At 70.4% G+C, this 11,698-nt stretch carries 10 protein-coding genes; 4 read left to right on the top strand and 6 right to left on the bottom strand.

Annotated features, from left to right (window positions below; all coding sequences use genetic code 11):
- Nucleotides 1–251 precede the first annotated feature (251 nt).
- Nucleotides 252–1,067, top strand: coding sequence for a VOC family protein (locus ACFWDI_RS04595; protein WP_385301300.1), 816 nt, complete (start codon nucleotides 252–254; stop codon nucleotides 1,065–1,067).
- Between the two features lie 3 nt (nucleotides 1,068–1,070).
- Here ACFWDI_RS04595 and ACFWDI_RS04590 read toward each other — a convergent pair whose 3' ends face one another.
- The 4 genes from ACFWDI_RS04590 to ACFWDI_RS04575 form a co-directional block, all read right to left on the bottom strand.
- Entirely contained in the window at nucleotides 1,071–2,621 is a 1,551-nt protein-coding gene (locus ACFWDI_RS04590; protein ID WP_385301299.1) for an MFS transporter, read from the bottom strand.
- Between the two features lie 87 nt (nucleotides 2,622–2,708).
- Entirely contained in the window at nucleotides 2,709–3,554 is an 846-nt protein-coding gene (locus tag ACFWDI_RS04585; RefSeq protein ID WP_385301298.1) for an alpha/beta fold hydrolase, read from the bottom strand.
- Nucleotides 3,555–3,615: 61 nt separating this feature from the next.
- Nucleotides 3,616–4,014 carry a RidA family protein gene (locus ACFWDI_RS04580; RefSeq protein WP_385301297.1) on the bottom strand — a complete coding sequence of 133 codons (399 nt, stop codon included), beginning with the start codon at nucleotides 4,012–4,014 and terminating at the stop codon, nucleotides 3,616–3,618.
- Nucleotides 4,011–5,177, bottom strand: a complete 1,167-nt coding sequence (locus tag ACFWDI_RS04575) for an acyl-CoA dehydrogenase family protein (protein WP_385301296.1) — start codon at nucleotides 5,175–5,177, stop codon at nucleotides 4,011–4,013. Before ACFWDI_RS04575 ends, ACFWDI_RS04580 begins: the two co-directional genes overlap by 4 nt.
- Nucleotides 5,178–5,306: 129 nt before the next feature.
- Between ACFWDI_RS04575 and ACFWDI_RS04570 the strand changes: the two genes are divergently transcribed.
- Together ACFWDI_RS04570 and ACFWDI_RS04565 are read left to right on the top strand one after the other, a co-directional pair.
- Nucleotides 5,307–6,923, top strand: coding sequence for an AMP-binding protein (locus tag ACFWDI_RS04570; RefSeq protein ID WP_385301295.1), 1,617 nt, complete (start codon nucleotides 5,307–5,309; stop codon nucleotides 6,921–6,923).
- Between the two features lie 4 nt (nucleotides 6,924–6,927).
- Nucleotides 6,928–7,734: a PaaX family transcriptional regulator C-terminal domain-containing protein gene (locus ACFWDI_RS04565; protein ID WP_385301293.1), complete on the top strand. Its 807-nt coding sequence runs from the start codon at nucleotides 6,928–6,930 to the stop codon at nucleotides 7,732–7,734.
- A gap of 28 nt (nucleotides 7,735–7,762) precedes the next feature.
- On the opposite strand, the gene ACFWDI_RS04560 is transcribed toward ACFWDI_RS04565, so the two are convergent.
- Nucleotides 7,763–10,213 (bottom strand): bifunctional salicylyl-CoA 5-hydroxylase/oxidoreductase, encoded by a 2,451-nt coding sequence (locus tag ACFWDI_RS04560; RefSeq protein ID WP_385301292.1) that lies wholly within the window; start codon nucleotides 10,211–10,213, stop codon nucleotides 7,763–7,765.
- Nucleotides 10,214–10,215: 2 nt separating this feature from the next.
- Entirely contained in the window at nucleotides 10,216–11,043 is an 828-nt protein-coding gene (locus tag ACFWDI_RS04555; protein ID WP_385301291.1) for an enoyl-CoA hydratase family protein, read from the bottom strand.
- Nucleotides 11,044–11,318: 275 nt separating this feature from the next.
- Between ACFWDI_RS04555 and ACFWDI_RS04550 the strand changes: the two genes are divergently transcribed.
- Nucleotides 11,319–11,636, top strand: coding sequence for a hypothetical protein (locus tag ACFWDI_RS04550; protein ID WP_385301290.1), 318 nt, complete (start codon nucleotides 11,319–11,321; stop codon nucleotides 11,634–11,636).
- Nucleotides 11,637–11,698: the final 62 nt, after the last annotated feature.

Here is an 11,698-nt window from a genome sequence, read left to right as displayed (position 1 = left end):
CTGACCGCAGTCCTTCCATCGACGAGTTCGTGCAGGGCCCCGCTCCGGCCCGAGGCGCAGGTGGGAGGGGCCACCCGAGATGATCGCCCCTGCCGGAAACCCCGCGCGTCAGTTCCGGGACATCTGACCGGCTCGTCACCGTCCCCGTCCGTCACTGAGAGTACGCGCGCGGTTCGCGAGCCTGCCCTGTTCAGGGGAGGATAAGGGGGCTGGGGGTGCATAACGCCCCAATCCGACCGGGACGCCGAGTGATGGACAAGCCAACGAGAGCAGCCGGATCCGCAGGAGTGACATCGAGCGCCGCAGTGTTCGGCGCGCCGTGCTGGGTCAGTCTGATGACACGTGACCTGCAGGGCGCGCAGGATTTCTACGGCGCGGTCATGGGGTGGGAATTCCGGAAGGGCGTACTGGGCGACGAGTTCAGTACCGCTTTCCTCGAGGGTGCGCCGGTCGCCGGAATCGGGGCGCTGGCGTCCACGTTGCAGGTCGCCGTCGCCTGGACCCCGTACTTCGCCGTCATCGATACGGATGAGACCGCCGCGCGGATCCGGGAGCGCAGCGGCACCGTCGCGGTCGGCCCGCTCACCTTCTCCATGGGGCGGGGGGCGCTGGCTGCCGACCGCGACGGCGCCGTCTTCGGCATCTGGGAGGGACTGCTCGTCTCCGACTGGCTGACCGGGCGCAAGAAGGCGCCCGTCTGGCTGCGTCTGCGGACCCGCAACGCCTTCGAGGCGGCGATCTTCTACGGCGAAGTCCTCGAGTGGGCATCCGATCGCCCCGGCTCCTGCCAGGTCGACTACGAGGAGGACGAAGTCGTGCTGCGCAGCAAAGGGCATGTGCTCGCGCGCCTCAGCTCCGGCGCGACGGGGGCGGCACCGGACCCCACGCTCCGGCCCCACTGGCACTGCCACTTCCCGGTCGGCGACGTCGAGGCCACCGTGGAGGCAGCCCGCCGCAATGGAGGCCTCGTCCTGGGACAGAGCTCGATGCCACAGGGCGAGGAGGCCACGCTGCGCGATCCGGACGGAGCCCTGTTCACCGTCACCAGCAGCGCAGTCCCCGAATGAGTCTCAGGGCTGCCCGGGAGTGCCCCCTCCCTGGAGGCGTGCCAGGTCCGAGGGGCGGACCTGGATGGCCAAGAGGGCGATCACCGCGGCGATCACCGTGAAGATGGCGGCCACGATGAACGCGACGGAGATTCCGGAGGTCAGCACCTCGTCGCCCCATGGCGGTGGGAGCTGTCCGGTGCGCCGGAAACTCAGCCGTTCCACCGGGGTGGCCTGGGTCATGAAGAGCGGTATCTGCTCCTTGGCCTCGTTGCGGCTGGCCGTACCGAAGACCGTCACCAGAATGGACAGGCCGAGCGAACCGCCCACCTGCTGGGTCGCGTTGAGCATGCCGGAGGCCGCGCCCGTCTCATGTCTGGGCACACCGGAGACGGCCATCAGGGTCAGCGAGACGAAGTTCATGCCCATGCCGAGGCCGAAGATGAGCATCGGTCCCAGGATGCTGCCCAGATAGGTCGAATGGATATCGGTGAGGGTCAGCCAGGACAGTCCCACCGCGGCCAGGATCGCACCGGTCACCATGAACGGTTTCGGGCCGTACTTCGGCAGAAGTTGGGAGGCGATGCCCGCGCCCACCGCGATGACCGCGCTCACCGGCAGAAAGGCGAGGCCGGCCTGGAGCGGGCTGAAGTCCAGCACGTCCTGCACGAAGAGCGTGAGGAAGAAGAACATGCCGAAGATCGCGGCGGCGAGGCTCAGCATGATTCCGTAGGTGCCTGCCCTATTGCGGTCGGCGAACATGTGCAGTGGCGTGATCGGCTGCTTCGAGCGGCGCTCGATGAGGATGAAGGTCGTGAGGAGCACCACCGCCGCGGCGAACGACGCGAGCGTGAGCCGGTCGCGCCAGCCTTCCTGCGCGGCCCGGATGAAGCCGTAGACCAGCGCCACCATGCCGAGCGTCGAGGTCAGCGCACCGGTCAGGTCGAAGTGGCCCGGATGGCGCTCGGACTCCTTGATGTGGCGGGGCGTCGCCAGAACGATGAGCAGGGCGATCGGCACATTGACGAAGAACACCCAGCGCCAGTCGAGCCATTCGACGAGGATGCCGCCTGCCAGCAGACCGATCGCGCCGCCGCCCGCGGAGACCGCCGCGAAAGCTCCGAACGCCCGGTTGCGGGCCGGGCCTTCGGTGAAGGTGGTGGTGATCAGTGCGAGCGCGGTCGGCGATGCGATGGCGCCGCCGACGCCCTGCAGGGCGCGAGAGGCAAGGAGCTGGCCTGAGCTCTGGGAGAGGCCGCCGAGCAGAGAGGCGAGCGCGAAGACCATGACGCCGAACATGAAAACCCGGCGGCGGCCGAGTATGTCACCGGTGCGGCCGCCGAGGAGGAGCAGGCCGCCGAAGGTGAGCGTATAGGCGCTGACGACCCAGGAAAGGCTCGTGGTCGAGAAGTTCAGCGCGCTCTGAATGTGCGGGAGCGCGATGTTCACGATGGTGACATCGAGTACCACCATCAACTGGCACGAGGCGATGACGAGGAGCGCGATCCCGTTGCCGCCGAGTTTCTTGTCCGACGCGGCGGTCTGCGAGGTGGGTATCGGCTGCGGGGTCGTCATGGCGGATCGTGTCCCTCTTACGAGGGTCAGTAGACGAATCCGTCTACCCATCGACGGTAAACCCGGGGCGGGCGCACCACCAATCGATCAAGACCGTTCCGCGACAGTCTCCGCGATGAAGGCACGCAGCGCCTCCGTCAGGCGCTCCGGCTGGTCCTCGGCGATCAGCGTGCAGCTGTCCTCGATCTCCAGCAGCCGTCCCTGCGGCAGCAGTTCGGCCAGCCGTCGGCCGTGTTCCCTCGGCATCATCCGGTCCTCCGTTGCCCACACCACCAGCGCGGGCCGGTCGAACTTCCGTAGTCCTTCGGCCGCTTCGAGGAGTTCGGTCTTGCGTACACCCGCGTTGTAGCGGCGGAAGTCGTTCCTGATGGCCTTGTCGGTGAGCAGCGGCCGCAGCCAGCCGTCGGCGATCTCGTGCGGTACGGGACGCCTGGTGAGCGCGCCGAGGCCGATGGGCAGTCGGCGCAGCGGCTTCAGCGCCAGGATCCGGGCCATCAGCGCGACGCCGCCGGGCACTTTGCAGACGAGCGAGATCATCTTGCCGGGTGCGCCCGGCGGGTAGTTGTCGAAGGCCTCGCAGGAGATGAGCACGAGCCGGGCGAGCCGCTCGGGATGGCGTCCCGCGACGGTCTGGGCGCGTCCGCAGTCGCTCTCGACGAGGGTCACCTCGCGCAGGTCCAGGCGGTCCAGGAACTCCGCGATCAGCTCATTGACGGAGTCGGGGCCGAGCGGGACGTCCGGGCGCATGGGGGTGCGGTGCGAGCCGTAGGGCAGGGTCGGGGCGATACAGCGGTGGTCCCGTGCCAGTCCGGCGACGACCTTGCGCCAGACCGTCGCGTCGTGGACCAGCCCGTGCAGCAGCACAACGACGGGGCCGGGGCCTCCCGTGTCCTCGTACGCGATCGTCCCTGCGCTGAGTTCGATCTCCGGCATGACGGCTCCCCTCGGGTCATAACGATGTTATGCACGGAGGCTCCGGGCCGCCAGACCCCGGTCAGGGGAGCACGGCCATACCGTCGAGCTCGACCAGGGCCTCGTCGTCCCAGAGCCGGACAATGCCGATCACCGCCATCGCGGGGTAGTCGCGGCCCGCCAACCGCCGCCAGATACGGCCCAGTTCAGCCGCATGAAGGCGGTAGTCGGCGACATCGGTGGCGTAGACCGTGACCCGGGCGAGGTCCTGCGGGGCGCCGCCGGAGGCCGCGAGGGCGGTGAGCAGATTCGCCAGTGCAGTCTCGAACTGCTCGGGCAGCGTCTCGCCGACGATCTTCCCGTCGGTGTCCAGCGCGGTCTGCCCGGCCAGGAACACAAGGCGTGAGCCGGTGGCGGTGACAGCGTGCGAGAAGCCGGTGGGCGGCGAGAGCTCGGCCGGATTGTGGCGGTGCAGGCTCATGCGTGCGGCTCCTCTGCGTGCGACTCCTTGTACGGCCCCTTCGCGCACTGCTCCTTGGAATACAGCTCCTTGGCGATGATCGTGCGCTGGACCTCGGTGGCGCCCTCGTAGATCCGGGGGGCGCGGACCTCTCGGTAAAGGTGTTCCAGGAGGTGGCCGCGCTGGAGCGCGCGGGCGCCGTGCAACTGGACGGCGGCGTCCACGACGTACTGCGCGGTCTCCGTCGCCAGCAGCTTCGCCATCGCGGACCGCTTCGGCACGTCGGCGGCCCCTTCGTCATATGCGGCGGCCGCGGCGTACACGAGAAGCTGCGCGGCCTCGGTCCGTGTCGCCATCTCGGCGACCTGGTGGGCGACGGACTGGAGCTCCTTGAGCGGACCGCCGAAGGCGGTGCGGCGGGCGGTGTGCTCGAGGGCCGCGTCCAGGGCGGCCTGGGCCATGCCGACCGCGAAAGCGCCGACGCTGGGCCGGAAGAGGTTCAGGGTGTTCATGGCGACACGGAAGCCGCGGTCGGTCTCGCCGAGGACGTCGTCGCCGGTCACCGGAACATCGTTGAAAGCAAGTGCGCCGATGGGGTGCGGCGAGAGCATCTCCAGCGCGGTCCCGGTCAGTCCCGGCCGGTCCGCCGGGACGAGGAACGCGGTGACCCCACGTGCGCCGGCGCCCTCCGTCGTACGGGCGAAGACAGTGTAGAAGTCGGCCTCGGGGGCGTTGGAGATCCAGCGCTTCTCGCCGCTCAGCCGCCAGCCTCCTTGATCCGGCACGGCTTTGAGGGCGAGTGCCGCCGCGTCCGAGCCGGCGTCCGGCTCGCTCAGCGCGAAAGCGGCAACGGCACGCCCCGCGATCACCTCGGGCAGCCAGCGCTCCTGCTGGGCGGCCGTACCCGCCTGGACCAGCGGGTAGCTGCCCAGACCCTGGAGGGCGAGGGCGGTCTCGGCCTCCGTACAGCCGTACGCCAGCGATTCGCGCAGCAGGCAAAGCTCGAGCGCACCGGCCCCGAACAGGCGTTGCAGCAAGCCGAGTTCGCCGAGAGCAGCGACCAAGGGGCGGTTGACGCGGCCCGGCTCCGCCTTCTCCACGAGCGGTCGCAGCCGCTCGTCGGCCAGGGTGCGCAGCTGCGCACACCAGGCGGTCTGTGCCGGATCGAGTGAAAATACGGGCATCCGTGCCCCCACTTCGTGCGGCCGGGGTCCGGGGGTGCCCCCTGGGAAAGCAGGGTATCGCGGACCGTTGACTGTCGTCACCTTCACGATACGCTCGATTCGCGACCCCACCACGAGAAGGGGCGAACCATGGAGCTGACACCCTCGGCCCACCTCGACACCTTTCCGCGCGACCACCTCCCGCCCACCGGGCAGTGGCCGGAAATCCTCCTCGACCTGCCCGAACTGAACTATCCGCAGCGGCTCAACTGCGGGGCCGAGCTGCTGGACCGTACGATCCAGCGATTCGGCGCCGAGCGGCCCGTCTTCCGTACCGGCGGCGGCGAAGTCTGGACCTACGGAGAGCTGCGCGACCAGGTCGACCGGATCGCGCATGTCCTCACCTCCGGTCTTGGAGTGGTCCCCGGAAATCGCGTCCTGCTGCGCGGGCCGACGAGCCCCTGGCTCGCCGCCTGCTGGCTGGCCGTGATGAAGGCGGGCGCGGTGGCGGTCACCGTTCTGGCCCAGCAGCGGGCCAGGGAACTGGCCACGGTCTGCGAGATCGCCGCCGTCAGCCACGCCCTGTGCGACATCCGGTCGGTCGACGATCTGGCGAAGGCGGAGGTGCCGGGGCTGCGCATCACGGCGTACGGCGGTGACTCCCCCGACGATCTGCTGGGGCTGGCCGCCGGCGCGGCGCCGGAGCCGTACCAAGCGGTGGCGACCGCGGCCGACGATGTCGCGCTGATCGCATTCACCTCGGGCACGACCGGCCGCCCCAAGGGATGCATGCACTTCCACCGGGATGTGCTGGCCGTAGCGGACACCTTCTCCGCGCGGGTACTGCGGCCCGAGCCCGACGATGTCTTCGCGGGCAGCCCGCCCCTGGGCTTCACTTTCGGGCTCGGCGGCTTGGTGATCTTCCCGATGCGGGCGGGGGCGTCGGCGCTGCTGCTCGAACAGGCGGGCCCCAGGCAGCTGTTGTCCGCGATCGCCGCGCACCGGGTGTCGGTCCTGTTCACCGCGCCGACCGCGTACCGCGTGATGCTGGACGAGCTCGAGGCGCACGACACCGGTTCGCTGCGGCGCTGTGTGTCCGCCGGTGAGAATCTGCCCGCCGCCACCTGGCGTGCCTGGCAGGAGCGGACCGGGCTGCGCATCATCAACGGCATCGGCGCGACCGAGCTGCTGCACATCTTCATCTCGGCGGCGGACGAGTCGATCAGACCGGGGACCACCGGGATCCCGGTTCCGGGGTGGCACGCGCGCGTGGTGGACACCGCCGGCCTGCCGGTCCCGGACGGCGAGCCGGGGCTGCTGGCCGTGCGCGGCCCGGTGGGCTGCCGCTATCTGGCCGACCCTCGCCAGGGGGAGTACGTACATGACGGCTGGAACGTCACAGGCGACACGTATGTACGTGAGCCGGACGGCTATTTCCGCTATGTCGCACGCGCCGACGACATGATCATTTCGGCCGGCTACAACATCGCGGGACCGGAGGTGGAGGACGCGCTGCTGCACCACCCGGATGTGGCGGAGGCCGCGGTAATCGGCCGTACCCACCCGCTGCGGGGCCAGATCGTGGTGGCGTACGTCGTGCTGCGCGACGGGGTCCCGGCCGGCGACGACACCGCCGCCGCGCTGACCGACTCCGTGAAACGGCGGCTGACACCGTACAAATGTCCGCGCGAGATCGTCTTCCTCGACGCACTTCCGCGCACCCCGACCGGCAAGCTGCAGCGCTACCGGCTGCGGGCCATAGAGTGATCACGTGGCCGAGCAGCACACCCCCCGCTCCCTGATCGTCACCCTGTACGGCGCGTACGGACGCGAACGGTCGGGGCCTGTCCCCGTGGCCGAACTCATCCGTCTGCTGGCAGTCCTCGACGTCGACGCCCCGTCGGTGCGTTCCTCGGTGTCCCGGCTCAAACGCCGCGGCCTGCTGATCCCCGAGCGCACCGCGGACGGGGCCGCCGGTTACACGCTCTCGGCGGATGCGCGCCAGCTGCTCGACGACGGGGACCGGCGTATCTACACCCGGCACTCCCCTTCACTGTCCGACGGCTGGGTGCTCGCCGTCTTCTCGGTGCCGGAGGCCGAGCGCCACAAGCGCCATCTGCTGCGTTCCCGGCTGGCCCGGCTCGGCTTCGGGTCGGCGGCGCCCGGTGTCTGGATCGCGCCGGCGCGGCTGTACGAGGAGACCCGGCACACGCTGCGGCGGCTCCAGCTCGACCCGTATGTCGAGCTGTTCCGCGGCGAGCACCTCGGCTTCGCGCCCACGGCGGAGGCGGTGGCGCGCTGGTGGGATCTGGCGGCGATCGCCAAGCAGCACGAGGAGTTCCTGGATCTGCACGGGCCGGTGCTGCGGGCGTGGGAGGCGCGCGACGAGGTGCCTGCGCAGGACGCGTACCGGGACTATCTGTCGGCGCTGGACTCCTGGCGGCGGCTGCCGTACGTGGATCCGGGCCTGCCGGTCGAGCTGCTGCCGCAGGGCTGGCCGGGCGGACGGTCGGCGGAGGTCTTCGCCCGGCTGCACGCGCTGCTGCGGGACGCGGGCGCGGCGTTCGTGCAACCGTGACCCCGTGCGCTGTGCTGCCACGTCCGCCTCAGCCCAGGGTGAGCCTCGGTTTCGGTGCGTCCGTGCGGCCGGTCGGGGGTTTGCGGCTGCCCGCCCGGTACGGGAGCGGCCAGGGCGCGCCCTGGCCCGCGTAGTCCTGATCGGCCGCCGCGTGCAGCGTCCAGTGGGGGTCGTAGAGATGCGGCCTGGCCAGCGCGCAGAGGTCGGCGCGGCCCGCCAGCAGGAGCGAGTTGACGTCGTCCCAGGAGGAGATCGCGCCGACGGCGATGACCGGGATGCCGAGGCTGTTGCGGATCCGGTCGGCGTACGGAGTCTGGTACGAGCGGCCGTACTCGGGCTGCTCATCGGGGACGACCTGTCCCGTGGAGACGTCGATAGCGTCGGCGCCGTGGGCGGCGAAGGCGCGGGAGATCCCGACCGCTTCATCGGCGGTGGTGCCGCCCTGTGCCCAGTCGGTCGCGGAGATACGGACCGTCATGGGCCGGTCGTCGGGCCAGATGTCGCGCATCATGTCGAAGACTTCGAGGGGGAAGCGGAGGCGGCTGTCCAGGGAGCCGCCGTAGGAGTCGGTCCGCCGGTTGGTGAGCGGAGAGAGAAAACCGGACAGCAAGTAGCCGTGGGCGCAGTGGAGTTCGAGAAGGTCGAAGCCGCTGCGGACGGCGCGTCGGGTGGCGGCGGCGAACTGCTCGCGGATGTCGTTCAGTCCGGCCCGGTCCAGGGCGTGCGGGACCTGGTTGACCCCTGTCCGGTAGGGCAGCGCGGAGGGGGCGGAGAGCGGCCAGTTGCCCTGGTCGAGCGGCTGGTCGATGCCTTCCCACATGAGCTTGGTGGAGCCCTTGCGGCCGGAATGGCCGAGCTGGACGCCGATCGCAGTACCGGGCGAGTGGTGGTGCACGAAGTCGGTGACGCGGCGCCAGGCCGCGCCCTGTTCGTCGGTGTAGAGGCCGGTGCAGCCGGGGGTGATCCGGCCCTCGGCGCTGACACAGACCATCTCGGTCATGACGAGGCCCGCTCCACCGAGGGCGCGTGCGCCGAGGTGGACGAGATGGAAGTCGCCGGGGATGCCGTCGGCGGCGCTGTACATGTCCATGGGTGAGACGACCACGCGGTTGCGCAGGGTCAGTCCGCGCAGCCGGAGCGGCGTGAACATCGGGGGCGTGCCCGGCGGGCAGCCGAAGTCGCGCTCGACGGAGTCGGTGAAGGCCGGATCGCGCAGCCGCAGATTGTCGTAGGTGACTCGTCGGCTGCGGGTGAGCAGGTTGAAGGCGAACTGCCGGGGCGGCTGGTCGAGATAGGTGGCGAGCTCCTCGAACCAGCGGAGGCTGGCGGCGGCCGCCCGCTGGGTGGACTCGACGACCGGGCGGCGTTCGGTCTCGTACGCGGCGAGGGCCTGGCCGAGGGTCGGCTGCTCCTCGATGCAGGCGGCGAGCGCGAGCGCGTCCTCGACCGCGAGCTTGGTGCCGGAGCCGATGGAGAAGTGGGCGGTGTGGGCGGCGTCGCCGAGCAGCACCGTATTGCCGTGGGACCAGCGGTCGTTGACGACGGTACGGAAGGCGATCCAGGCGGAGTTGTTGCCGCGGAGGGGGCGGCCGCCGAGGGCGTCGGCGAAGATCTTCGCGCACTGGTCCGTGGACTGCGCCTCGTCGCAGGTGTCGAGACCGGCCGCCCGCCAGACCTCCTCGCGCATCTCGATGATGACGGTGCTGGTGCCGCATTGGTTCTGCGGCCCGGAGGGCCTCGTTGAGGGGCGGTCGCCGGGAGACGGGCGGGCGAAGGGGTAGCCGTGGAGCTGCATCACCCCGTGCTCGGTCTCGGCGATCTCGAAGCGGAAGGCGTCGAAGGCGAAGTCGGCGGCGAGCCAGATGTAGCGGCACTGGTGGGAGGTGATGCGCGGAGCGAAAGAGTCGGCGTGCGCCTCTCGGGTGAGGCTGTGCAGGCCGTCGGCGGCGATGACGAGGTCGTACGCCTCGGCGAGCTCGGCGGCCGGCGGGGCGGGGGTGCGGAAACGGAGCCGTACGCCGAGATCGGCGCAGCGCTGGTGCAGGATCTCCAGCAGCCTGCGCCGGCCGAGCGCGGCGAAGCCGTGCCCGCCGGAGGTGAGAGTCCGGCCGCGGTGGACGATGTCGATGTCGTCCCAGCGTACGAACTCGTCCTGGAGCGCGCGGTAGACGGCGGGGTCGGCGTGCTCGATCCCGCCGAGGGTCTCGTCGGAGAGGACGACACCGAATCCGAAGGTGTCCTCGGGGCCGTTCCGCTCCCAGACGGTGATCTCCCGCGCGGGATCGAGCCGCTTGAGCAACACGGCGGCGTACAGCCCGCCGGGCCCGCCACCGATCACGGCGACACGCAGGGCACGGCCGGATCGCGCCGGCGCCCGGACCCGGCCCTCCTGCTCGGCCGGTGAGACGGAGGCCCGGGTCGACTCGGGCGCCACGGCAGGGGGCGGGCTCGTCGCAGTGCCTTCGGTCGGCCGGGGCATCGTCAGCGCCCCTGCCACTTCGGCGCGCGCTTCTCCGTGAATGCCGCGTGGAACTCCGCGTAGTCCTCGCCGTTCATCAGCAGCGCCTGCGTCGCCGCGTCCAGCTCGACCGAGGCCGCGAGCGGCATGTCGAGCTCTGCGGTGAGCAGTGCCTTGGTCTGGGCGTATGCCAGCGCCGGGCCCTCCGCCAGTCGGCGGGCCAGCTCGGACGCCCGGGTGTCCGCATCGCCCTCGTCCGTCAACTCGCTGATCAGGCCGATCCGTTCGGCCTCCGGCGCGCGGACCGGTTCGCCGAGCATCAGCAGCCGGGTGGCGTGTCCCAGCCCGACGACCCGCGGCAGCAGATACGCCGCGCCCATGTCGCCGCCCGAGAGCCCCACCTTGGTGAAGAGGAACGCGAACCGGGCCGAGGGGTCCGCGATACGGAAGTCCGCGGCCAGCGCCAGCACCGCACCGGCTCCCGCCGCGACACCGTGCACCGCGGCGATCACCGGGAAGGGGCATTCCCGCAGCGCCCGTACGACCTGCCCGGTCATCCGGTTGAAGTCGAGGAGCTGGGCGGTGTCCATGGCGAGCGTGGCGCCGATGATGTCGTCGACGTCGCCGCCGGAACAGAAGCCGCGCCCCTCTCCGCCGAGGACCAGCGCCCGCACGGACCGCTCCCGGGACAGCTCGGCGAGCAGGTCGCGCAGGTCGGCGTAGGCACCGAAGGTGAGCGCGTTGAGCTTCTCGGGCCGGTCGAGCGTGACGGTGGCGACACCGTCCTGCCTGGTCAGCCTGATGTGGCGCCATTGCTCGGTGCGGGGCGCAGAGCTGGAAAAGGGGCTCATCAACGCGGCCTCCCTCAGCGGGCCAACTATTACCTGCCTTACGAAGCTATCACTTATACGTGACTTCCGTCATGAGAACGCGATAAGAAACGGGCGCTACCCGCTCCTGGAGAAGGTCCGCCGCTACGCGAACTCCCTGGAACGCACCATGTGCGGCCCTCAATGGCACCAACTCATCGAGCTCGCACGACACCAGTACCTCCGGGCCGGACGCGCCACGGTCCGACGCACCACCGAAGTACGCCGACAACAACCGGGTACGGCAGCCCGGCAAGATGAGTCCGCAGGACGGGAAGCGAGCCGGACAGAAGGCCACTGAGGTCGAACGAGCCCTCGACGACCTGCGCCGAGGGGGCAGGATCAGTCCTGCAGACGTACGGCCCGTACTCGCGCAGCTCGCAGCCCCCGCCCACCTCTCCGTGGGAGCGCTGCTGATCGGCACCGGGACAGACAAGGCCGAAGGCAGCACGTACGGCATCTGGATCGGCAAGACCGCCTGCGTCACTGGAGCCGTCAGCAAAGACCGCGTGTGGGCCGACGCCAACGGCCACTGTCCCGAGACCGGTTGCATGCCCCCGGCGTCCACTCACTGAGGCCTCGATGAGCGGCGGCGCAGGGAGATCACCGCCGACCGGCTCCGCAAGAGCCGGTTCCG

Origin of the sequence: Streptomyces sp. NPDC060064 (genome assembly GCF_042736455.1) — a bacterium.
In the GTDB taxonomy this organism is placed as follows: Bacteria; Actinomycetota; Actinomycetes; order Streptomycetales; family Streptomycetaceae; genus Streptomyces.
This window is presented reverse-complemented; position numbering and strand designations above follow the sequence as displayed.